Below are 22,124 nucleotides of genomic sequence, written 5' to 3' on the forward strand. Positions count from 1 at the left end.
GCGTTACCGTGTGGGCACGCGGGAGAAGGGAATGTCTTTGTCGACCCTGGGGTCGCCCGGCATCCCCAGCACGCGCTCGGCCAGGATCGACCGCTGGATCTCGTCGGAGCCGCCCTCGAGCCGCATTCCCGGCGCGCGCATGAGCATCGCCTGAAACCGCCCTTCGTCATGCGCGTCGGCGCCGATCCCCAGCCCGATATTGCCCTGCAGGTCCAGCGCGAACTTGGCCGCCTCCTGTCGCGTCGCCGCCGCCACGAGCTTCAGCACGGAGTTCTCGGGACCGGGCGTATTGCCCTGGGACAATTGCGAGATCGCGCGCATCGCGGTGTATTTGAGCCCGCTGGCGCGGACCGCCAGGGACGCCAGACGCCCCTTGACCAGGTCGTTCTCGACCGCCGGCCTGCCGTCGATCTGCCAGGTTCGGCAGAAGTCGAACAGCTCCTCGAACCCCGTCGTCATCGTTGTCGAGACGGACATGCGTTCGTTCATCAGCGTCGTCAGCGCGACGCGCCAGCCATCGTTGACGTCGCCGATGCGGTGCTCGTCCGGGATATGGACGTCGGTGAAGAACACCTCGTTGAAGCCGGATTGCTCGCTCATCTGACGAATCTGCCGCACCTCGATGCCGGGCGTGTCCATCCTGACGATGAACATCGTCAGCCCCTTGTGTTTCGGCAGCTCCGAATCCGTGCGCGTCAGTAGCAGGCCCCATTGCGAGTAGTGCGCGCCGCTGGTCCAGATCTTCTGTCCGTTGATGCGCCAGCCGTCGCCGGCCCGTTCCGCCCGCGTCCGGATTCCCGCCAGATCCGAGCCCGCGCCCGGCTCCGAAAAGAGCTGGCACCAGATATCGTCCGATCGCCCCATTCTGGGCAGCAAGGTCTTGTTGATATCCTCGCTGGCATGAACCATCAGCGTCGGCGCGCACATGCTGAGGCCGACGGTGAGGCGCTCGGTCAGTTTCGCGTAATGCCCCTCTTCCTGATGGAAGATGATGTTCTGAACGGGGTTCGCGTCGCGCCCGCCATAGGCCTCGGGCCAATGGATGCAGCCCCAGCCGGCATCGTATTTCTTTCGCTGCCAGTCGCGCCCCAGGGCCACCTTCTCGGCCTCGGTCGCGTCGATCTCCAGCAGGCCGAAACTGGAGCGCTTCAAGGCGCTCAGGTGCTCCACGGGGGCATTCGCCTCGATCCAGTCGCGCGCCTCGCGCCGGAATGCGGCTTCTTCGTGGGAATCGTTGAAATCCACTGTCTGGGTCCTTCTGTTCGGGATCTTCAGATCGAATGCGGACGCGCGGATAGTCTGTCGACGAGCGCGATTTCCCAGTCGGAAAGGCCTCCCAATGCGATCGCGAGAAAGTTGGACCGTCTGTAGTAGAGGTGGCAGTCGATGTCCCAGGTGAATCCGATGCCGCCGTGCGCCTGGATGTTGTTCATCGCGCACTCCTGAAAGGCATAGGTCGCGCTGACACGGGCCGTCGCGGCGGCCACCGGCAATTCATCGGAGTCCGTTGCCAGGGCCCAGGCGCCGTAATACGCGTTGGAGCGGGCAAGCGTGGCCGTGATGAACATGTTGGCGAGCATGTGCTTGATCGCCTGGAACGAGCCGACCGGCCGCCCGAAGGCAAAGCGCTGGCGCGTGTAGTCCGTGGCCATGTCGATGCAGCGTTCCGCCCCCCCGACCTGCTCGAAGGCAAGAAGCACCGCTGTCGCGTCCCGGACGTGATCCAGAAGCCCGCTGACGGCCAGGGGCTCGGCCTCTGCCGAAGACAGCTCGAGGCGAACGCCCTTGTGCATCCGGTCGAATAACTGCACCTGCGTGCGGGTGACGCCGGGTGCCGTGAGGTTGACCAGGAACAAGCCGTCCTGGTCGGACCGCGTATCCAATGCCCTGACGATGGCCCAGCTCGCGCACCCGCCATCGACGACGATCGGAGACGCGCCCGACAGCCTGCCATTGGCGAACGACATCGGCGCGCCGCCGTGCCCTCGCCCGCCATCGAGTACGACCGTGCCGACGAGCTGTCCGGCCGCCACCTGCGGAAGCAGATCCGACTTCTGCGTCTCCGTGCCGCCCTGCACAAGATATTCGGCGAACTGGTAGACGCTGCTGGCGAACGGGACCGGCGCGAGCGCCCGGCCGAACTCCTCGGCGACAACGCAAAGCTCCAGATAGCCGAAGCCCGATCCGCCATAGGCTTCCGGGATGTTCGTCCCCATGAGCCCGATGCCCGCCATCGTTTCCCACAAAGCCCAGTCGACGCCATCGTCCTTTTCCATCGCGGACCGGACGACGGAGACGGCGCAATTGTCGGCCAGCAGTCGATTGACGACGTGCTTGAGCTGTTTCTGGTCTTCCGAGAAGTCAAAATTCATCTGCGAGGTCTCTGCGGCTAGCGGTACTGCGGCTGGCGAGCAGGCTGAATCAGCCCGTGTCGGGAAAGATTGAACCATCGCGCCCAACGAGCGTCAACTTATTTTATATATAAAGGATATCGGGCGCACCGGTTGCGGTGCGAAAAGCCGCCTCGGAGAGAATGGCTTTTAACCTGAAATATATAGACTTTCAGAGATATCCCGAGAATGCCCCGGCGCGCCGGGGCGGGAATGCGCGCCTCCTTATGGCGCCAACACCCGCTGCCCACGCCGGCGATCGACAGGCGGCGATTTCCTCGCAAGCCATTACGGTGGCGCACGCCGAGAAGCAGGCACCGTCGCCACCGGCGACAACGCCTGAGACCCCGCGCGGCGCGTGACAGCCTGACCTCAGCTCCGGCCTCTATCGCCCGCAAGTATGGATGCGCGGCCGACCGAAACAGCCCGGCGCACCGCCTCGAGCCATGGCCCACCCAAACCGGCTACCAGGACTCAAATATTCCATTGATAATAAACGGATATTATAATCACCCCATTCTTTCCCGGCGATTTCCGGAATCGCGCCTTGCCCTATCTGGCGCGCGTTTAGGACACGGATGAGAGCATCGACAACGAGACGCCGAGCCTATCTGACCGCACGATCGCCCCCGCCCGCCCGGGCGCCGTTTCGGTCAATCCACGCCCCGCGATCTAGCCGCCGGCACGCCGGCCCCGAGCGCATGGCGGACAAGGCTGTTGCATGCGGAAACCAATCCAACTATGATATTTTATACCTAAAGATATTTAGGGGCCGCCGATACCGCCGGGTCGATACGAACTGAAGCCGGCGACATCGGCTAAAGCAAATGAAATCTGCTCCATTCGAGAGCAGGGGGGATATTCGTTCGATGGCAGCGCACGTTGCGACAGTGTGGGACGCCGCATTGCCCGGCGCCACGCTACCCGCCCTGGCGAAACGGGACGCCTTCGGGCGCATAGCCACGCCGGTGAGCGCTCACACCTCCAAGACATTCACGCCGCTCGGAGCGACGCCACGCACGGGCCCGGCCGGAGGGTGCACGGCGCGCTTTGCCATCCGCGCAACGCGCGCCAGCAAGGAGCCGGTCGTCCCATCACCGCAGATGAAAGGGCGTCCGTTCCCGACAACGACAAGATCCTAGTGGCGTTCACCTGGAAACAAGCCACGGCAGGTGGGCGGCAAGACGCAATGCATCATCGAGTGGAGGAAAAACCGTGATGGTCATCAATACAGACGCCCGTTCGGCAAAGGCCTGGTGGAAGGCGAAGGCGACAACGTCTCTTCTGGCTTTGGGGTTGGCGTCCTTCGGTTCGCCCACATGGGCGCAGACAGTCGTCCGCTTCGCCACCACGCTGCCCGAGACGAGCCCTTTGATCGAAGAGGTCTACCGGCCCTGGGCCGAGGAGATCAACGAGGCCGCGGACGGGGAATTCGAGATACAGATCCTCGGCCCGACCTTCGCCAACACGGCGAACGTCGTCGACAGGGTGGTCACCGGCGTCGCCGAAATGGGGATCTGGGTTCTGCCCGCCACCGGCCAGCCCTTCCCGCGCTCGACCGTGACCACGCTGCCGCTGGTCGGCGGCGACCCGGCGCGCGCCTCCCTGGCGCTGTGGAAACTTCAGGAGAAGGGCCTGCTTGGCGACGAATTCGCCGAGGGAAAGCTGCTGCTCTTCGGCGTGCTCGCCTCCAATACGCTTCGCGCGCGCGAACCGATCACGTCGCTGGAGTCGCTCGCCGGACTGAAGGTCCGGGTAAGCGACAAGAACACCGCCGATGCGATGTCCGCCCTCGGGGCTTCGCCCGCGTTCATTTCACCCACCGAGATGTATCAGGCGGCGAGCAGAGGCGTGGTCGATGCCGTCATCACCAGCCCCGACACGTTTCAATCGTTCCGTTTGACGGAGCTTCTGCACCAGCATCTGGTCAACGTGACCTTTGGTGGCGTTCCGACCGCGGTCGTGATCAACAAGTCCTTCTACGAAGGCCTCAGCCCCAAGGGCAGGGCCGTGCTGGACTCGTTCACCGGCGAAGACGGTACGCGCCGCCTGGGGCAGGCCTATGCCGATTTCATCGACGGGATCACGGCCAGCTCCGCCAACGAGCCTCAGTATTCCGCCAGTCGCTTCGATGAAGCGGAACTGGAGAAGGTCCGGGACCTGATATCGCCGGTTATCGAGTCGTGGATCGAACGCACCCCCGACGGCCAGACCGTCCTCGATGCCTTCAAGGCGGAGTACGCCGCCGCGTCGGACTGACGCGCCCCGGGCCATGCCCGTCGTCGGCGCGCGTCGCCGGAACCGTTTGGCCCTCCCCCTGGCCGGACGGTTCCTTCGGGCCGGCTCCCCTTTCGGATCGGTAATCCCGCATCGCTCCAGCAGGTCGAAAGCAAGTGGACGACGTTGAGCACATGGAACCGTCTTTGAACCACGCCGCGGACGGCGACGCCGATAGCGCCGACGCCGGGCAGCGCGACAGCCTGCTTCAGCGCATCGACACTGCGTTGCGGACCGCGAACCAGAAGATCGCCTCCTTCGGCGTCGTCATCATGCTGGCGATCGGCATCCTGAACCTGATCGACATCATCGTCTTTCGCTGGCTGCTCAACGCCCCGATCACCGGTTCCAACGAGCTGTTCTCGACCCTGTTCTCCGTGGCGATCGCCTCGGTGCTGGCCAGCGGGCTGTCGCAGCGGGCCAATCTCGAGGTGGATCTTCTGTCGGCGATCTTCTCCCAGCGCCAGCAGACGATCCTTCGGGCGATCGGCGCCTTCCTCTACCTGTTCCTGATCGTCTGCCTCGCGGTGGCCGTCTTCGACCAGCTGGTGCTGTCCTACGAGCGCGGCATGGAAACGCCGATCCGCCAGTGGAAGCTGTGGCCGTTCTACTCCTTCATCTTCGTCCTCTTCCTGCTTTGCATTCCCGCGCAGGCCGTCGCCGCCCTGGAGCTTGCCGGCAGGGTGGGACGCCCGGTCCGGTCCACGCTGGTGATCGGTGGCGGAACGCTGCTCGCCCTCGCCCTCGTCGTCGCCGCGATCTCGCTCCCCCGGCCGGCGTTCCAGTCCGACATGCTGACGGCCAGCGTGATCGTGATCGCGCTGGTCTGGGGCGCGCTGGTGTTCTACGTCCCGCTGGCCGCCGTCCTCGGTGGCGCCGCCATGCTTGGCATCACCGCGACCTTCGGGCCGAACGCCGCCTTCAACATCGCCGGGTCCGAGACGCTGGGCCTGCTGCGCAGCAGCGATCTCGGCGTCATCCCCTATTTCCTGCTGATGGGCGGGTTCGCGATCGCCGGCGGCATGTCCAACGACATCTACCGCTTCGCCCACGCCCTGTTCGCCCCGTTCCGCGGCGGCCTGGCGCTGGCGACCATCGGCGGCTGCGCCGGATTCGGCGCGCTGACCGGCTCCTCCATGGCGACGATCATCAGCATCGGATCGGCGGCCTATCCCGAGATGACCAGCCGCGGCTACGCCCGGACCCTGGTGTCCGGCGTCATCGCCGCCGGCGGCACGCTCGGACAGTTGATCCCGCCGTCGACGGTGGTGGTGATCTACGCCCTCTTGGTCGAGGAATCGATCGGCGCGCTGTACCTCGCGATCCTGGTGCCCGCCGCGATCACGATCCTGTGCTACGCCGCGGTCGTGTTGATCTGGGTGAGCCTGGACAAGACCGCCGCGCCGGCCGGCGAACGCTGGGACCTCGAGGAACTGCGCGCCTCGGCGGTCGTTTGCCTGCCCGTGTTCCTGATGTTCGCCACGGTGATGGGATCGATCTTCTTCGGGGTGATGACGGCGACCGAGGCCGCATCGCTTGGCGCGGTGTTCGCCTTCGTCGTCGCCCTGTGGCGCAGGAAGCTCGCCAACGGCGCATTCTGGTCGATCGCCGCCGCCGCGACGCGCTCGACGTCGATGATCTACTTCATGATCATCGGCGCCTTGATCATCACCTTCTTCCTGGCCTCCACCGCGTTGCTCCAGACGATCACCGATGCTGTCGTCGATCTGGGCCTGCCGACATGGGGCGTGCTCGGCCTGATGGTCGGCTTCTACATCCTCATCGGCGCCTTCATGGACAGCACGACGGTGATGATGATCACCGCCTCGACGTCCGCGGCGATCGTCCAGGCGCTGGGCTTCGACCTGCTGTGGTGGGGCGTGATCATGGTGCTGCTGGTCGAACTCGGCGTGCTGACCCCGCCCTTCGGGATCAACATCTTCATTCTGAAGAGCATCGCCGGCAACCTCCCGGTCGGCACGGCCTACCGGGGCGTCATCCCCTTCGTGCTGATCGACCTCGTCAAGATCATCGCCCTGATGGCGTTCCCCGCCCTGATCCTCTGGATACCGGGCCTGAGCTGACCGACGGCGCCGGACCACGTGCAACCGACCTAAGCCATCGCGGGGCGCTAGTCGTGCGCCTCCTCGCGATCGTCGTCGTCCTCGTGGTGCTCGTCGTCTTCCTCCATGTGGTGCATCAGGTTCCGGATTCCCGACGGGATATCGGCATCCGAGAACCGTCGCTGCGCCTCGGCGTCGTGGACGAAGGCGATGATGTCGGCGAGCTCCGCGCCGTCGAGGACGATCGGCTCGCCCAGTTCCTCACGCTGCAGATAGACCATCGCCTCGGCGCCGCGCCACATCTTGGCGGCGAACTCGAACGGGTTCATCGGCACCGGCATCGTATCCGCGTCGAGCGCGGGCGCATCCTCGCCGCCGACCCCGTTGATCGCATGGCAGACGACGCATCCCTTGCTGGCGAACAGGTCCCGGCCGCGGACCGGGTCCATCTGCGGCATGGTCAGGCCGGGCGCGATGGCCTGTTCCTCCAGCGCGTCACCTGGATCACCATGGCTCTTGGCGAGCGCTCCGTCTCCGCCCCAGGCAACGAGGCCGACGGCGACGATGGCGGCGGCGATCCCTGTTGGACATTTCATCACGATCTCCCTCCCCTGATCTCCCGCTGGACAACCTGAAACGACACCCGCGCCGCGAGACCCGTACGGTCATGCCGGACGACACGGCCAGCGCCCGCGATACCACCGCGACCCTGCGGTCACTCGGCCCAGATCACCGCCCGGACCATTTGCGGCAGGACGCCGACATGATCCTCGACGCCCGTCACGCCAGGTGTGCCTTCGGCGGCGACGCGCAGCGCCTGCTTTTCGGCATTAGTCTCCACCGCGCCCCAGAGCCGGACGACCCCGTCGTTCACGACGATATTGATGAATTCCTTGCGAATGCCGGTTTCCGCGACCGCCTTGTCCAGCGCGTCGCGAAGCGCGCGATCGTCGAGCGAGGGCGCCTTGACCGGTCCGCGCGCGACCAGACCGTGCAGCAGGTTCGCGCGGCTGACGATCCCGACGATTTTTCCGTCGCGAATGACAGGCACCCGCTTGATCCGATGCCCCTCCAGAAGCGTCGCCACGTCCTCCAGCGAGGCGTCCTCGGCGATGGTGACGACGTCGCGCGTCATGACGTCCCGGGCGCTGAGCCCGTGCGACTTCACATAGTCGCGTGCGCTGGTCTCCGGTTCGGCGAGCAGCCGCAGCCACCAGGACGGATGACGCTCGGCGCCGGTTTCGGGCCGCCGCATCAGGTCTCCTTCGCTGACGAGGCCCACGAGTTGACCGCCGTCATCCACCACGGGCACCGCGCTGATGCGAGACGTCACCAGCTGTCTCGCGATATCGCGGACCGAGGTCTCCGGCCCGACGGTGACGACGTCGCGCGTCATGACATCCCTGGCGAGCATCAGATCTCTCCCGCGTTCTGTTCGCTTACCCAACGTGCGGTGTCCGAGGCCGCCTCGCCGTCGACGGTGCCAGTGGCGGCGGCAGTGGCGGTGGCGGGACGCTCGCAGAACCCCTGCGGCGGGACACCGAGGGCCGCATTGAACTTGCTCGACAGGTTCTGGAACGCGATCAGCGCGGTCAGTTCGACGATCGCATCATCGGAAAAGTGATCGCGCAGCGCGTCCACGGTTTCGTCGCGGACGCCCGGCCCGGAGACCGTCATCTCCTCGGCGTAATCGAGGGCGCTCCGTTCCCGGTCGCTGTAGATCGGGCTGTCCCGCCAGTCGCGGAGAGACACGACCTTGTCCCACCCCGCGCCCCGCTTGAGCAGCGTCGCGGAGTTCAGATCGACGCAGAACGGGCAATGGTTGATCTGCGAGACCCGGACCGTGATCAGCGAGCGCAGCGACGGTTCGATCGGCGAGCCTCTCCGGTCGATGACCCCGTATAGGGTGGCGACGGCGACAAACAGCTTCGGCGATCGGGCCCAAAGACGCGCGGCATCCAGAACCTGTCCGTATTTGCGGCGCTGGTTCCAGAAGAAGGGCCGCAGATACCAGGACGTCTGCTGCTCGGGTCTCGGCTCGATGTGCATCGACTCCCCTCCACCGCGAAGCGAAACAACTGCCGCAGCAGGGCTTCTCGATTACCGCCACACGGGGAACATTTACCCGCTCCCGCGGCCCTCATTCTTTAACGCGCATCAATCAATTCGATCGCGCGGTGGGGCAAGGTCGCGACGGTTGATCGGCGCGGCGGCGCCGACGCGAACGACCCAATGGATGCAAGCAGGGAGGTTCGCCATCGGTATCGCTGTGATCCTTTCGGTCTGCCTGGTCCTGGCGACAACCGGATTTCACTATTCGACCCTGCACTGGCTTTCGAGCGGGATGGCGCGTTTCGCGATGCGGCCGCGACGGCGCGTGCTGTCCATCGTCTTCATCACGCTGATGGCCCATATCGGCGAGATCGTGCTGTATGCCGCGGCCTATGCGGTCTCGGTCGACGTCCTGCGGCTGGGCGACTTCGGCGGCCGCCCGGTCTCAAGCGAACTCGACTACCTGTACTTCTCCATCGTCACCTACACGTCTCTCGGGCTCGGCGACGTGTTCCCCGGAGGCCATCTGCGTTTCATCGCCGGCATAGAGGCCCTGAACGGGCTGCTGCTGATTACCTGGTCCGGCTCCTTCATCTACCTGGCCATGGGCCGGCTGTGGCCGTGGGAACGCTGCGTCCAGCCGAAGCGACCGGACCGCATCCCCGGCGGCGCGGGCTAACCGGGATTTTATTCGCGCCGGCATCGCCGGTTTCGTGCAATGCTGGTTTGCAGGCAGGCAAGCGAGACGATCGTGCGCAACATCCTGGTCACCGGCGCGCTCGGCCAGATAGGCAGCGAGCTCGTTCCCGCGCTGCGGGCCCACTACGGGGCGGAGCGCGTCATCGCCACCGACATCCGCATGCTGCAGCCCGGCAACGGCGGATCGGCGGGCCCTTACGAACATGTCGACTGCACGCGGCCACACCAGATCCACGAGGTCATGCGCCGCCACGACATCGGCACGATCTATCACATGGCCGCCCTGCTCTCCGCGGTCGCCGAGGACAAGCCGCAGATCGCCTGGAGCGTCAACATGGGCGGGCTCTACAACGTCCTCGAGGTCGCCCGCCAATACGAATGCGCGGTGTTCTTCCCCAGTTCCATCGGCGCCTTCGGCCCCTCGACGCCGCGCGATCACACGCCGCAGGTCACGGTACAGCGCCCGACCACCATGTATGGCGTCACCAAGGTGTCGGGCGAGCTTCTGGCCGATTACTACGCCCAGCGCTTCGGCGTCGACACGCGCGGCCTGAGGCTGCCCGGCCTGATCTCCTATTCCGCCCCGCCCGGCGGCGGCACCACCGACTATGCGGTGGAGATCTTCCATCAGGCGATCCGCTACCGCCACTACACCTGCTTTCTGAGCGCCGACACACGGCTCGACATGATGTACATGCCCGACGCCATACGCGCGATGATCGAGCTGATGCAGGCGGACGCCGCGCGGCTCAATCACCGCAACGCCTACAACGTCACGGCGATGACCATCACGCCGGCCGAGCTGGCGGCGGCGATCGAACGACAGATCCCCGGCTTCGTCATCGACTACGAGGTCGATCCGGTGCGCCAGGCGATCGCCGAGTCCTGGCCGCGATCGCTCGACGACAGCGCCGCGCGCACCGACTGGGGCTGGACGCCGCGCTACGACCTCGACGCCATGTGCGCGGACATGATCGAAAAGCTCGGCGCGCGACTGAAGCCCGCCAGCCGGGCCTGAGCGAACCGGGAGACACGACATGCCCCATGACCGGCTGCTGGACCTGCTGAACGCCAAGGTGGACACGCTGACGACCGCGGGCACGCGCAAGGGCCTCGAGCGCGTGACCCGTGCGGTCGTTCCTCCCGCGGACGGGAAGGGCCCGCGCTTCCTGCTGGAAGGCCACGGCGACAGGCCGTTCCTGCGCATGAACGCCAACAGCTATCTCGGCCTGTCGTTCACCGCCGATCTGATCGCGGCGGAGGAGCAGGCCGTGCGCGCCTATGGCACCGGGCCGGGCGCGGTGCGCTTCATCTCGGGCACCTGGACGCCGCATGTCGCGCTGGAACAACGGCTTGCCGCCTTCCACGGCCGCGAAGCGGCGATGATCTTTTCCTCCGCCTATGCCACGGTGATGGGGCTGTTGCCGCAGCTCATCACACCGCAGACGGCGGTGATCAGCGACGCGCTGAACCACAATTGCATCATCAACGCCATCCGGCTTTCCGAGCCCGGCGAGAAGCGCATCTACGCCCATCTGGCGATGGACGAGCTCGAGCGCCACCTTCGCGAGGCGAGCGGCGCGTGCAGGCGCGCGATCGTCGTCACCGACGGCATCTTCAGCATGCGCGGCGACCACGCCCCGCTCGACCGGATCTTGGCTCTGGCGAAGAAATACGACCGCGACTATCCCGAGAACGTGCTCGTCGTCGTCGACGATTCCCACGGCGTCGGCGCCTTCGGCAAGACCGGCCGCGGCACCGAGGAAGTTACCGCCTCCGGCCCCTGCGACCTGCTGGTCGCCACGCTCGGCAAGGCGTTCGGCGTCAACGGCGGCTACGTTGCCGGAAACCGGACCTTCGTCGACTACCTGCGCGAGACCGCCCCATTCTACATCTATTCGAACCCGATCACACCCGGCGAGGCGGCCGCCGCCGTCAAGGCCGTCGACATCGTCGACAGCGCGCGCGGGCATGACATGCTTGCCCATCTGCGCGCCATGACCCGGCGTTTCGAGCAGGGGCTCGTCGATCTCGGCTGGGAAACCATCCCCGGCGAGCATCCCGTGGTGCCGCTGATGGTGCGCAACACGCCGAAGACGACGCAGCTGGTGGCGCATCTGTTCGAGAGCGGCGTGCTGGCAACCGGGCTGGGCTTTCCGGTGGTTCCGAAGGGCGACGAGGAGATCCGCTTCCAGATTTCCGCCGACCACACGCCGGCCGACATCGATGAGGCGCTCGCCGCGGTCCGCGCCTTCGCCGGCTAGGGCGATGGCCGCCCCCATCAGGACACTGGCTTTTCTCGGCGATGTCATGCTCGGCCGGCTCGTCAGCGACGAGATCGGCAGGCGGCCGCCGGCGTTCTTCTGGGGCGATGCCCTGTCCCTGCTGCACGGCGCCGATGCGGTGTTCGTCAACCTGGAATGCGCCGTCACCGGCAATCCCGAGCCGTGGCGACGCACCGAGAAGGTCTTTCACTTCAAGGCCGTGCCGAAGGCGATCGATGTGCTGAAGGCAGCCCGGGTCCGTTTCGCCTGTCTCGCCAACAACCACGTGCTCGATTTCGAGACCGAGGGGCTGCTCGAGACGCTGTCGCTGCTTGACTCGGCGGGCATTCCCCATGCCGGCGCCGGCCGGACGCGCGACGAGGCCGAGCGCGCCGCCTTCGTCGATGTCAAAGGCCTGCGCGTCGCGTTGTTCGCGGCGACGGACAACGAGCCGGACTTCGCAGCGACGGACGAGGCACCGGGGACGAAACATGTCGATCCGTACCGCGACGAACCGGTCTGGCCGACACCGCGCGACATCGAGGCGGCCCGCTCCGACGGCGCCGATCTCGTCGTCGCCAGCCTCCATCTCGGGCCCAACATGGTGCTGCAGCCCTCGCCGCCGCTCAGGGGCTACAAGCAGCGCCTGTGCGAGAGCGGCGTCGATATCGTCCACGGCCACTCGGCGCATGTCTTCCAGGGCGTCGAGCGGCGCGGCAACGGCCTGATCCTGCACGACACCGGCGACTATCTGGACGACTATGCCGTCGATCCGCAGCTGCGCAACGACTGGTCGTTCGTCTTCGTCGTCGAGGCAGACGAGACCGGCCTGAAACGGCTGGTGCTGCATCCGGTGCGGCTGGAGTTCGCGACGACGCGGCGCGCCGACGGGCCGGAAGCCGCTGCGATTTGCGACCGGATGGAGGCGCTGTCCGAGCCCTTCGGCACGCGGTTCCGTCGGGTCGACGGCCGGCTCGAGCTGGATCTCGCGGATTGACCCCTATTGCTCGAGGCTCGATGCGCGGGAGTGAAGCGCGCTCGCGGCATGGTATGCGGCGGGACCGACCCGTGTCCTACTCGACGCCGGCGCGATACCTGGTCCGCCCGGTAAGGCTCAGGCGCACCTGCTTCTCCGCCTCGATGATCGCGAACAGCATGACGCCCGTCGCCACGATCAGCACGCCGTCGGACAGCGGCACCGCCTCGGTGGCGAAGACCCGCTGCAACGGCCCGATATAGGTGATCGCGAACTGCGCCGCGGTGACCGCGATCACCGTGGCCCAGACCACCGGCGTCGCCCGCACCGCCTTCCACGTCAGCGAGGTGCCGTAGATGTTCCGGATGAAGAAGAGGTGGAATATCTCCATGACCACCAGCGTGTTGAGCGCCATCGTGCGGGCCAGGTCGACCGAGTAGCCGCGATCGACGGCATAGGCGTAGATCCCGAAGACGCCGCCCAGGAACAGCATCGACACGAACACGATGTGCCAGCCCAGCGTGCCGGTCAGCAGCGGCTCGTCGCGTGGCCGCGGCGGCCGGCGCATGGTGTTGTCCTCGGTCGGCTCGAACGCCAGGGCGATGCCCAGCGTGACCGCGGTAATCAGGTTGACCCACAGGATCTGGACCGGCGTGATCGGCAGCGTCATGCCGAACAACAGCGCCACGACGATGGTCATCGCCTCGCCCGCATTGGTCGGCAAGGTCCAGCTGATGACCTTCTTGATGTTGTCGTAGACCGTGCGGCCTTCGCGCACCGCCGCGACGATGGACGCGAAATTGTCGTCGGCGAGAACCAGCTCCGCCGCCTCCTTGGCCGCCTCGCTGCCCTTCCGGCCCATGGCGATGCCGGCGTCGGCGCGCTTGAGCGCCGGCGCGTCGTTGACGCCGTCACCCGTCATCGCCACCGTGATGCCCAGCGACTGCAGGGCCATGACCAGCCGCAGCTTATGCTCGGGATTGGTGCGCGCGAAGATGTCGACCGTGGACACGGCCACGGCAAGTTCCGCGTCGTCCATCATGTCCAGATCGCGGCCGGTGAGCACCTTGCCGGTGCTCTCCAGGCCGATCAGCTTGCCGATCGCCGCGGCGGTTCCGGCATGGTCGCCGGTGATCATCTTGACGCGTATGCCCGCCCGGCGGCATTCGGCGACCGCCTCGATGGACTCCGCCCGCGGCGGATCGATCAGCCCGACCAGGCCGACAAGGACGAGCCCGCCCTCGACATCGTCGAAATCGATCGCGGTCTGGTCGCGCGCGACCTGCCGCGTCGCGATGGCCAGCACCCGCTGGCCCTGCGCGGCCATGCTGTCGGCACGGTCCGTCCAGAAGGCTTCGTCCAGCGGCGCGCTGTCGCCCGATGCGCCGCGCTGCTCGGCACACATCGCCAGGATCTGCTCCGGCGCGCCCTTGACGAAGATGTCGGCGTGGCCCGGACGGTCGTGGTGCAGGGTGGCCATGAACTTGTGGCGCGAGTCGAAGGGTATCTCGTCCGTGCGCGTGCGCGCCGACAGCTCCTGGCTGACATCGACGCCGACCTTCCCGGCGAGCGCCAGAAGCGCGCCCTCCATCGGATCGCCTTCAACGGTCCAGAATCCGTCGCGAAGATGCAGCGATGCGTCGTTGCAGGACGCCGCGGCCTGCGCCAGTTCGATCAGGTGCAGGTGGTCCAGCCCGTTGACCCGGCTGTCGGCGAGGAGAACGGCACCTTCGGGCTCGTACCCGGTCCCCTCGAACGAGAACAGATGCCCGGTCACCGCCACCGACGCCACCATCATCTCGTTGCGCGTCAGCGTCCCGGTCTTGTCGGTGCAGATCACCGAGACCGAGCCCAGCGTCTCGATCGCCGGCAAGCGGCGCACGATCGCGTTGCGCCGCGCCATGGCCTGGACGCCCACGGCCAGCGTGATCGTCAGCACCGCCGGCAGGCCTTCGGGAATGGCGGCCACGGACAGGCCTACCACGGCCATGAACATCTCGGTGAAGTCGTGGTGCTCGACGAAATAGCCGTAGACGAGCAGGACGGCGGCGATCAGCAGGATCAGGATCGTCAGCCATTTGGCGAACACGTTCATCTGGCGCACGAGCGGCGTGGCGAGAACCTCGACCTCCGCCAGAAGGCCGCTGATGCGCCCGATCTCGGTATGCGCGCCGGTGGCAACGACGAGGCCGCGCCCCTGGCCGCTGGTCACCATCGTTCCGCTATAGGCCATCGAGGAACGATCCCCGAGCGCCGCGTCGCCCGCCACGGGCGCGGTGGCCTTCTCGACCGGGACGGATTCGCCGGTCAGGATCGCTTCCTGCACCTGAAGGCCGTGTGCCCGGATCAGCCTCAGATCGGCGGGAACCTTGTCGCCGGCCTCCAGCAACACGACGTCGCCGGGCACCAGCTCCTCGGCCTGGATGCTGCGGCGTTCGCCGTCGCGCAGCACGGCCGCGTGGGGCGCGAGCATGCCGCGGATCGATTCCATCGCCCGTTCGGCCTTGCCCTCCTGAATGAAGCCGATCACCGCATTGGCGATCACGACGGCGAGGATGACGGCCGTGTCGGTGTAGTGCTGCAGCACCAGAGTGATCACGGCGGAGCCGAGCAGAACGTAGATCAGGATGTTGTGGAAGTGCGACAGGAACCGCAGGATCGCGGGCCGCTTCGGCGGTTGCGGAAGCCTGTTGGCGCCGTGCGTCTCCAGCCGCTGCGCGGCGTCCGAGGTCGAGAGCCCCCCTGCCGTCGCGCCGAGCGTGTCCAGACAGGCGTCGATCTCGGCGGCGTGATAATCCCGCATCATGTGGGCTGCTCCGCTCCTCTGGCTGCCCGGTGGCGTCGCGATGGTCGTGTTCCAGCCGCTCGGGCCAGCCTCGGTCTCGGGACCAGGCTGGCCGATCGGCAAGGTAAGCTGGCCGCTGCTCCGCCGACAAGCGGGGCTTCGGCTCCGCGCCCGCCACTCGACAGCGGCGGCCTCAGCGAATGACCATCACCGAACAGGTCGCATGGCGGACGATGCGCGCCGCGTTCGATCCAAGCAGATACGTCGCCATCGCTGGGCGGTGAGACCCCATGACGATCAGATCGGCGCCAGCGTCTTCGGCTTCGGCCAGCACTTCGTGATAGACGGCACCTTCGCGCACGATCGCCGACGCGGCATCGCCAAGGCCGATCTCCGTAGCGAGCAGGTTCAGTCGCGTTCTCGCCTCATCGACGACCTGTCCGTGGATTTCGGGCGGAACATACTGCGAAACCGATGGCGGCACCGCGGAGACGACCGTCATCAATCGGATCTTGCAGTCGGACTGCCGGGCCATATCGGCGCCGACCTGAACCGCGCGCTGGTACAATTCGGGATCGGACAGGTCGATCGGAACCAGGATCAGCTTAAACATCGGACGTCGATCTCCTCCCTTCGCGGTGTTCGGGAACGGGCCGGACGCCGCCTCTCAGTCTGCCATATGCCGGATCTTATCAAGATCGAGCCGCCCCGCAGCCCCCCATCCCTTCGCCCCGGATGGCACGTCCGGCCGGAAGTCCTCGTAGAGACGGTAGGCGTACTCGGCGAGGTCGGCCCCGCTCATGGACAGGGCCAGACCCATCATGGCTTCGCGGGCATCGTCGAGGGCATCACCGAACTTGCTCTCCAGGTACCGCTGAACGCTGTCCGGCTTGATCGGCCTGTCCTTGCCAAGGGCTCGAAGCCCGGCATCGGTCTGCGTTACGGGGACGGCCCGCCCCAGAAGATCGACCGTCAGGGCTTCGTGTTTCCGCAGCGATCTGCGCTTTTCCTTGATCTCGTGCGGTGTCGGCTGGAACAGGCCGATCGAGACTCCCTTGGAATAGGCTTTCAGGCCCGCGACCGCACGGCCGAGCGTCAGCGCTTCGTCGGGATCGAAGCCGAGACATTCGGCGACGACGCCGGCCCACAAGGTGAGAACCGGCGCACGATTGATCTCAAGCCAATGCCGTTTCTTCCGCTTCTGCGTGGCCTTGGCGCTCATGTCCCGCGTCTCCGACGCCTAGCGGCCGCGGCCTTCCCGTCCTCCGTGGACGGGCTCCGGCGCAACTTACCAGCCAAAGTATTTCGGGCAAAAAGGTAAATTGCCCGGCAGATCTTGCGAAATCAACGAGCAACGGATCGGTTCCGCCTCGGAAGTTAAACTTAACGATTAAACATTTCATGGAATTCGATTAGTCGCCTTCGAAACAATGGTGTTAGTCGTTCGGTGAGGCCGCCAATTGGTTCCGGTTCACAACCGCCAAAAGCGGGAACCGTTCGTCGAAAGAGCGGAGAGGAAACTATGAACGTCAGTAACGATGAACACCTGAAGGATAACGGCTCCGCCGCGCAGACCGAAAAGGATGTCCGCGCCGAGGCGCCGGTTCTATTCGTGGAACCCAGAACGCTGCTGCGTCAGTGTTTCGAAGAGTGCTTCCGCCTTTCGGCGGCGGCAGCGCGGATCGTGGCGATCCCCGATATCGCCGAATGGATTCGCATGGCCGACCGACAGTCGCTCCCCAGCGCCGTGTTTCTGTACGTTCCGGCCACGGCCAGCGTCCGCTCGGCAATCGAGACCGTGACCGAGGTCTTTTCGGACCACGACGCCGTACCGCCGATCATCATCGTCGCTGACAATGAAGATCCGGCCCATGTCCTCGACGCCCTCGATGTCGGCGCCAAGGGATATGTCCCCTCCAGCGTGTCGCTCGAGGTGGCGGTCGAGGCCTTGCACCTGGTGTTGGCCGGCGGCACCTATGTCCCCGCGAGCGCCCTGATCGCCTCACGGCACATGGCGAAGGACGCGGCCGAGGCGAGCGAGCGCTCTCCGAACGCATTCTTCACGGACCGGCAACACGCGGTCATCGAGAAGCTGCGCGAAGGCAAGCCGAACAAGATCATCGCGTACGAACTGAACATGCGGGAAAGCACCGTCAAGGTGCATATCCGAAATCTCATGCGGAAGCTCAACGCGACCAACCGCACCCAGGTCGCCTATCTTTACCAGGCCATGCTGAGCGAGAATTCGACCGGCGTCGGCAACTAGGTCGTACCGCCGGATACCACCACATCGAGGCGGCGGGACGTGCCTTGCTCGGGCAGGGCCCGTCGCCTTGATCTCGAAAGGGTCGCGCGCCGCGTGATCCGATCCCGCTCGAAGGTGAAGCGCGCACCCGGGTCGGATCAAACAACGGGCCCGCGCCCGGCAGAAACCAGGCCGCAGCGCAAGTCGGCTCGCGAATATCGCACAGTCGCCAACGGCACCTGCAGGCAAGGCTGAAGATACCCGCGAACCTTTGCATTCCCGGAACGAAGCGACCAACCGGCGATCGGTTGACAGCCTTGCGACGGCTCGCTTAAGTCCCGACCAGAACTGGCCATTGGCACGTCTGACAAGCCGTCACGAGACAGCTCCACGACAATGGATATTCTTTCCGCCAAGAACTACATACTCGACACGGCCCGCCTTATCGTGCCGGCCGAACGTATTGTTTTGTACGAAGTCGATGATCGGCTTCAACCATTCGGCCACATAAGCAGCGCCACGAACGAGTACTGGGGCGGGCTCTATTCGAAGTTCGTCACACTGGACCCGTATCATCCGCGGTACTTCGCCCGGTTGAACGAAAGCGTTTTCGGAACAACGCCCGGCTTCGGCGTCGATGCGGAAAGCCAGGAATACGTGGATGGCTTCCGCAAGGTTCTGGGCATCAAGCACAAAGCCGAGGTGTTCCTGCGCGATGCCGAAGGCAGCATCCGCGCCGGCCTCCGCTACGTGCGACTGAACGGAGAACGGGAATTCACGGCCGAGGAAATGGCCCGCCTGTCGAAGATGCAGCCGATGTTCGCCAACCTGTGGTGCACGGCGCTCGTGCACAACATAGAAGGCCGGATCCTCAATGGCCTGACCGGGCGCGAACGAGAGGTCCTCGATCTGCTGCTGTCCGGCTATCCCAACCAGGATATCTCACGCCTGCTGGCGATCGCCCTGCCCACGGTCAAGAACCACGTGAAGGCGATCCTCGCCAAGACCGGCTATGCGAACCGGTCCGAGCTTCTGGCCGCGCTGTATCGCGCGGGCCATGTCCTGCGCGGCTCGCGGTGAGGTCCAGCAGACGGGATCCGGATTTCCGGTTTTAAGATACCCGGCAGACGGGCCCCGTGGCGCAATTCCATGCGTACGACGGGGCACGACCGACCGGTCTCATTCCAGTTCGTACTGGGCCTTCTTCAGCGCGATCGCCTGGCAAATCGTCTCGTGGGCCTGCGACGAGTAGGGCGGCCTGCCGCGCGCCAGCGCCGCTTCCGGCGCTTTCTGGTGCAGGACCGTCTTGCGGTTGCTGAAGGTGACGAACCCGGCCCTGCCGCGATAGCGCCCCATCCCGCTCTTGCCGACCCCGCCGAACGGCAGGGCCTCGTAGACGAGCTGGCATCTGACGTCGTTGATGACCACGCTTCCGGTCTGAATCGCGGCGGCGACGCGGGCCGCCTCCGCCTCGTCCTCGCCGAAGTAATAGGCGGACAGGGGGTGTTCGCCGGACGCGACCCGCTCCAGCGCGAGATCGACGGTCTCGTAGCCGACGATGGGCAACACGGGCCCGAATATCTCCTCCTGCATCACCGCCATGTCGTCGCTGACACCGGTGACCAGCACGAAGGGAAAGCGTCCTTCGGCGGGAAGGTCATCGAAGGTCACGTCGGCGGGAACGAAGTCGAGGCGCGCGCCCTTCTGCCGGGCCTCCTCCAGGAGGGCCTTCATGCGCGCATTGGCGCGGCCGTCGATCAGGCAGGTGTAGTCGGAGTTCCGCATCATCTGCGGGAAGATCTCTTCGGCCGCCCGCCGGCATTCGCCGACCAGGGCCTCGACCTTGCCCGCGGGCGCCAGCACGTAGTCCGGCGACACGCAGACCTGGCCGGCTGACGCCAGCTTGCCCGCCACGAGCCTGTTGGCGATGGCCCCCAGGTCCGCGCTCTCGCCGATAATGACGGGGCTCTTACCGCCGAGTTCCAACGTGACCGGGACCAGGTTCTCCGCCGCCGCGCGCATGACCTTGCGGCCCGTCGCCGTCGAGCCGGTGAACAGCAGATGGTCGAAGGGCTGGCTGGAGAACGCGGCCGCCACGGTGGCGTCCCCGTTGATCACGGCGAGTTCAGAGCGGTCGAAATACCGCGATATCGCGCGCGCGAAGGCCTCTCCCGTCGCAGGCGCCAGTTCCGACATTTTCAGCATGACGCGATTGCCGGCGGCCAAGCCGCCCATCGCGGCCAGACAGCCCATCAGCACGGGCCCGTTCCAGGGGATGATGGCGCCGAGCACGCCCAGCGGCTGATACTGCACTTCGGCGAAGGTGCCGTGCGCCTCGACCTCGGGCGACAGCGGCACGCGCTCGGCCGTCATCCAGCTTTCAAGGTTGTCAAGGTGATACTCGATCGCGGCGACGCTGCCGAGGATGTCGCCGGCTCGCGTCGCGAAGGGCGAGCGATTGGTGAAATCGGCCTGCAGCGCATCCACGAGCTCCGCTTCGCTGACGAGCACCGCGCGGGACAGCCGCGTCAGGCGATCGCGCCGGGTCTCCGCGGACGCGAACCCCTCGGCCCGGAAGGCCGCGCGCTGCCCGGCCAGAATGTCTTCGATGATGACGCTCATCTTATGTCCCTTCACGACGTCAAACGCTGACGACGACGTTGACGAGGGCGTGCCGGCCCTCGTCCTTGACCGCGCGCAACGCCGCCTCGAGTGTGGGAAGAAGCTCGGCCGGATCCTCGACCACGGCGCCAAAACCGCCGAAGGCCTCGGCGATCTTCTCGAAGCCGGCCCGGACGCCGAAGCGCGTCAGGGGAACCTCGTTCGCCTTCGACGCCCATCCCTGCGGATGGGTGCTGACGACGCTCTTGCGGACCTCGTTCCAGCCACCGTTGTTGAAGACGACGACCAGCATCGGCAGGTCTTCCGCCGCCGCGATCTGATGGCAGGAGGCGGGCACGCAGTAATAGTACGATCCGTCCCCCAGCGTGCAGATGACCGTCTTGTCGGGCCGCGCGGCCTTGACGCCGAGGGCGGCTCCGAAGCCCCAGCCAAGCCCGCCGGCATGGGAGGGACCGAAATAGCTGCCGGCGGCGCCGGGCTGCACGATGCGCAGGTCGATCGGATATTCGTTCACGACGATGGTGTCGTTGTCGAGAAGCCGCGAGATGCAATGGTTGGCCCAAAGCGGCGTGATTTCGGACAGTTGTCCCTCGCGCGCGATCGCGTCCCGCAGCTGCGCCTGCTGGTCCTGGCGCCGGCTGCGATGGGCGGCGATCCGGCGGTCGCGCAGGTCGGCCGGAATGCGGCTCTCCAGCCTTGCGCCCAGCCCTTCCAGCGCGGGCTCCGCGTGCCCGATCAGGGGTACGTCGCACGGAAACCCGCGCATCGGCAGGCGCTGGTAGAACGGATCGATGCCGAGCTGGATGACCTTCGCGCTGTCCGGAACGGTGACGCGGGCGGTGAACCACGGCACATCGGACTCGATGACGAAGATGACATCGGCCTTTTCCAGGTCGGGGCTGACCTGGGACGCGAAGATATAGCCCAGGTGGCAGGGATGCTCGGGATCGAGATTGCTGTAGACCGGGCTGGCCTCCAGGACACCGAACCCGCCGACGTCGCAGAGACGCGCCAGCGCCGCGCGGCCGGCCGCGCTCTTGCCGAGCTCGGACGTCACGATGACGGGATTTTCGGCCGACGCCAGAAGGTCCGCCGCCTCATCGAGACGGGCCGGGTCGGGCATCATCCGCGCATCGGTGATCCGCCGCGATGCCGCGCTCGCGCGGATCTCGTCCATGGCGGCCGCCTGCACGTCGCGCGGGATCGAGATGTAGACGGGCCCCTGGGGCTCGGCCATCGCGACCTCGAACGCGCGATCGATCACGTCGGCGACCTGGTCCGCCCGGCGGATCTCGTAATCCCACTTGACGTACTCGCGCACCATCGCGGCCTGGTCGTAGCTTTCCTGCGACCACTGCACGTGGATGTCGCGCGCGCCGGCGACGCCCCTTTGCTCGGCGATCGGCGACCGCGCCGACAGAATGACCATGGGAACGCGCGCCCGCGCCGCGTTTATGATGCCGCCGACGCCGTTGGCAGTACCGACCGTGGAATAGAGATAGACCGCCTGGGGGCGACCGGTTGCCGCGAAATAGCCGTGCGCCATGGCCACGGCGGTCTGTTCATGCGGCGTGAGAATGGCCCGCGGCGCCGGCTTTCCCTGCGCCCTGTACTTCGCGAACGCCTCGATCATCGAGGTCGGCGCGCCGCCGATCACGGTGTCCACACCGCGAAGCTGCAGCATTTCGAGGATGGCCTCGCCCACGGTTTCGACGGAGCGGATGACTTCGGGCATGGAAAACTCCTGGATG

Annotated in this window: 18 protein-coding genes; 8 read left to right on the forward strand and 10 right to left on the reverse strand. The window is 66.1% G+C overall.

From position 1 onward, the window contains the following. Window positions 1-3: 3 nt before the first annotated feature. Window positions 4-1,245, reverse strand: coding sequence for an acyl-CoA dehydrogenase family protein (locus MUB46_RS17645; RefSeq protein WP_261617267.1), 1,242 nt, complete (start codon window positions 1,243-1,245; stop codon window positions 4-6). 26 nt (window positions 1,246-1,271) lie between these two features. Then, entirely contained in the window at window positions 1,272-2,372 is a 1,101-nt protein-coding gene (locus MUB46_RS17650) for an acyl-CoA dehydrogenase family protein (protein ID WP_261617268.1), read from the reverse strand. Window positions 2,373-3,608: 1,236 nt separating this feature from the next. Between MUB46_RS17650 and dctP the strand changes: the two genes are divergently transcribed. Next, window positions 3,609-4,649 carry a TRAP transporter substrate-binding protein DctP gene (dctP, locus tag MUB46_RS17655; RefSeq protein WP_261617269.1) on the forward strand — a complete coding sequence of 347 codons (1,041 nt, stop codon included), beginning with the start codon at window positions 3,609-3,611 and terminating at the stop codon, window positions 4,647-4,649. 152 nt (window positions 4,650-4,801) lie between these two features. Continuing rightward, window positions 4,802-6,751: a TRAP transporter large permease gene (locus tag MUB46_RS17660; RefSeq protein ID WP_261617270.1), complete on the forward strand. Its 1,950-nt coding sequence runs from the start codon at window positions 4,802-4,804 to the stop codon at window positions 6,749-6,751. Between the two features lie 47 nt (window positions 6,752-6,798). On the opposite strand, the gene MUB46_RS17665 is transcribed toward MUB46_RS17660, so the two are convergent. The 3 genes from MUB46_RS17665 to MUB46_RS17675 form a co-directional block, all read right to left on the reverse strand. Next, window positions 6,799-7,326, reverse strand: a complete 528-nt coding sequence (locus MUB46_RS17665; RefSeq protein ID WP_261617271.1) for a cytochrome c — start codon at window positions 7,324-7,326, stop codon at window positions 6,799-6,801. 119 nt (window positions 7,327-7,445) lie between these two features. After that, window positions 7,446-8,144 carry a CBS domain-containing protein gene (locus MUB46_RS17670; protein WP_261617272.1) on the reverse strand — a complete coding sequence of 233 codons (699 nt, stop codon included), beginning with the start codon at window positions 8,142-8,144 and terminating at the stop codon, window positions 7,446-7,448. Then, complete coding sequence (locus tag MUB46_RS17675; RefSeq protein WP_261617273.1) at window positions 8,144-8,779, reverse strand: carboxymuconolactone decarboxylase family protein; 636 nt, start codon at window positions 8,777-8,779, stop codon at window positions 8,144-8,146. The genes MUB46_RS17670 and MUB46_RS17675 overlap by 1 nt, the downstream gene beginning before the upstream one ends. A 187-nt stretch (window positions 8,780-8,966) precedes the next feature. Between MUB46_RS17675 and MUB46_RS17680 the strand changes: the two genes are divergently transcribed. From MUB46_RS17680 to MUB46_RS17695, 4 genes are read left to right on the forward strand one after another with little or no spacing between them, the layout of a single operon-like run. After that, a complete protein-coding gene (locus tag MUB46_RS17680) occupies window positions 8,967-9,461 on the forward strand; it encodes a potassium channel family protein (protein ID WP_261617274.1) in 495 nt (164 codons plus the stop codon). Window positions 9,462-9,500: 39 nt separating this feature from the next. Further along, window positions 9,501-10,499 (forward strand): L-threonine 3-dehydrogenase, encoded by a 999-nt coding sequence (locus MUB46_RS17685; RefSeq protein ID WP_261617275.1) that lies wholly within the window; start codon window positions 9,501-9,503, stop codon window positions 10,497-10,499. Window positions 10,500-10,518: 19 nt separating this feature from the next. After that, the gene (locus MUB46_RS17690; RefSeq protein WP_261617276.1) at window positions 10,519-11,745 is read left to right on the forward strand and encodes an aminotransferase class I/II-fold pyridoxal phosphate-dependent enzyme; all 1,227 of its coding nucleotides are present in this window, start codon (window positions 10,519-10,521) and stop codon (window positions 11,743-11,745) included. 4 nt (window positions 11,746-11,749) lie between these two features. Next, on the forward strand, window positions 11,750-12,742 hold the full coding sequence (locus MUB46_RS17695; protein WP_261617277.1) for a CapA family protein: 993 nt from the start codon (window positions 11,750-11,752) through the stop codon (window positions 12,740-12,742). 76 nt (window positions 12,743-12,818) lie between these two features. On the opposite strand, the gene MUB46_RS17700 is transcribed toward MUB46_RS17695, so the two are convergent. The 3 genes from MUB46_RS17700 to MUB46_RS17710 form a co-directional block, all read right to left on the reverse strand. Continuing rightward, window positions 12,819-15,527: a cation-transporting P-type ATPase gene (locus MUB46_RS17700; RefSeq protein ID WP_261617278.1), complete on the reverse strand. Its 2,709-nt coding sequence runs from the start codon at window positions 15,525-15,527 to the stop codon at window positions 12,819-12,821. Window positions 15,528-15,699: 172 nt separating this feature from the next. Next, window positions 15,700-16,119, reverse strand: coding sequence for a universal stress protein (locus MUB46_RS17705; protein ID WP_261617279.1), 420 nt, complete (start codon window positions 16,117-16,119; stop codon window positions 15,700-15,702). A gap of 54 nt (window positions 16,120-16,173) precedes the next feature. After that, complete coding sequence (locus MUB46_RS17710) at window positions 16,174-16,728, reverse strand: hypothetical protein (protein WP_261617280.1); 555 nt, start codon at window positions 16,726-16,728, stop codon at window positions 16,174-16,176. 300 nt (window positions 16,729-17,028) lie between these two features. Between MUB46_RS17710 and MUB46_RS17715 the strand changes: the two genes are divergently transcribed. After that, window positions 17,029-17,772 (forward strand): response regulator transcription factor, encoded by a 744-nt coding sequence (locus MUB46_RS17715; protein ID WP_261617281.1) that lies wholly within the window; start codon window positions 17,029-17,031, stop codon window positions 17,770-17,772. Window positions 17,773-18,147: 375 nt separating this feature from the next. Beyond that, on the forward strand, window positions 18,148-18,831 hold the full coding sequence (locus MUB46_RS17720) for a helix-turn-helix transcriptional regulator (RefSeq protein WP_261617282.1): 684 nt from the start codon (window positions 18,148-18,150) through the stop codon (window positions 18,829-18,831). 99 nt (window positions 18,832-18,930) lie between these two features. Here MUB46_RS17720 and MUB46_RS17725 read toward each other — a convergent pair whose 3' ends face one another. Continuing rightward, window positions 18,931-20,373: an aldehyde dehydrogenase family protein gene (locus tag MUB46_RS17725; RefSeq protein WP_261617283.1), complete on the reverse strand. Its 1,443-nt coding sequence runs from the start codon at window positions 20,371-20,373 to the stop codon at window positions 18,931-18,933. A gap of 19 nt (window positions 20,374-20,392) precedes the next feature. After that, window positions 20,393-22,108 (reverse strand): thiamine pyrophosphate-requiring protein, encoded by a 1,716-nt coding sequence (locus MUB46_RS17730; RefSeq protein ID WP_261617284.1) that lies wholly within the window; start codon window positions 22,106-22,108, stop codon window positions 20,393-20,395. Window positions 22,109-22,124: the final 16 nt, after the last annotated feature.

The sequence above is a fragment of the Microbaculum marinisediminis genome, from assembly GCF_025397915.1.
Taxonomy (GTDB): domain Bacteria; phylum Pseudomonadota; class Alphaproteobacteria; order Rhizobiales; family Tepidamorphaceae; genus Microbaculum; species Microbaculum marinisediminis.

Bases quoted from the DNA above. Each gene is read 5' to 3' on its own strand.
- MUB46_RS17650 (WP_261617268.1), bottom strand. From the start codon at position 2,372: ATGAATTTTGACTTCTCGGAAGACCAGAAACAGCTCAAGCACGTCGTC.
- dctP (WP_261617269.1), top strand. From the start codon at position 3,609: ATGGTCATCAATACAGACGCCCGTTCGGCAAAGGCCTGGTGGAAGGCG.
- MUB46_RS17660 (WP_261617270.1), top strand. From the start codon at position 4,802: ATGGAACCGTCTTTGAACCACGCCGCGGACGGCGACGCCGATAGCGCC.
- MUB46_RS17665 (WP_261617271.1), bottom strand. From the start codon at position 7,326: ATGAAATGTCCAACAGGGATCGCCGCCGCCATCGTCGCCGTCGGCCTC.
- MUB46_RS17670 (WP_261617272.1), bottom strand. From the start codon at position 8,144: ATGCTCGCCAGGGATGTCATGACGCGCGACGTCGTCACCGTCGGGCCG.
- MUB46_RS17675 (WP_261617273.1), bottom strand. From the start codon at position 8,779: ATGCACATCGAGCCGAGACCCGAGCAGCAGACGTCCTGGTATCTGCGG.
- MUB46_RS17680 (WP_261617274.1), top strand. From the start codon at position 8,967: ATGCAAGCAGGGAGGTTCGCCATCGGTATCGCTGTGATCCTTTCGGTC.
- MUB46_RS17685 (WP_261617275.1), top strand. From the start codon at position 9,501: ATGCTGGTTTGCAGGCAGGCAAGCGAGACGATCGTGCGCAACATCCTG.
- MUB46_RS17690 (WP_261617276.1), top strand. From the start codon at position 10,519: ATGCCCCATGACCGGCTGCTGGACCTGCTGAACGCCAAGGTGGACACG.
- MUB46_RS17695 (WP_261617277.1), top strand. From the start codon at position 11,750: ATGGCCGCCCCCATCAGGACACTGGCTTTTCTCGGCGATGTCATGCTC.
- MUB46_RS17700 (WP_261617278.1), bottom strand. From the start codon at position 15,527: ATGATGCGGGATTATCACGCCGCCGAGATCGACGCCTGTCTGGACACG.
- MUB46_RS17705 (WP_261617279.1), bottom strand. From the start codon at position 16,119: ATGTTTAAGCTGATCCTGGTTCCGATCGACCTGTCCGATCCCGAATTG.
- MUB46_RS17710 (WP_261617280.1), bottom strand. From the start codon at position 16,728: ATGAGCGCCAAGGCCACGCAGAAGCGGAAGAAACGGCATTGGCTTGAG.
- MUB46_RS17715 (WP_261617281.1), top strand. From the start codon at position 17,029: ATGAACGTCAGTAACGATGAACACCTGAAGGATAACGGCTCCGCCGCG.
- MUB46_RS17720 (WP_261617282.1), top strand. From the start codon at position 18,148: ATGGATATTCTTTCCGCCAAGAACTACATACTCGACACGGCCCGCCTT.
- MUB46_RS17725 (WP_261617283.1), bottom strand. From the start codon at position 20,373: ATGAGCGTCATCATCGAAGACATTCTGGCCGGGCAGCGCGCGGCCTTC.
- MUB46_RS17730 (WP_261617284.1), bottom strand. From the start codon at position 22,108: ATGCCCGAAGTCATCCGCTCCGTCGAAACCGTGGGCGAGGCCATCCTC.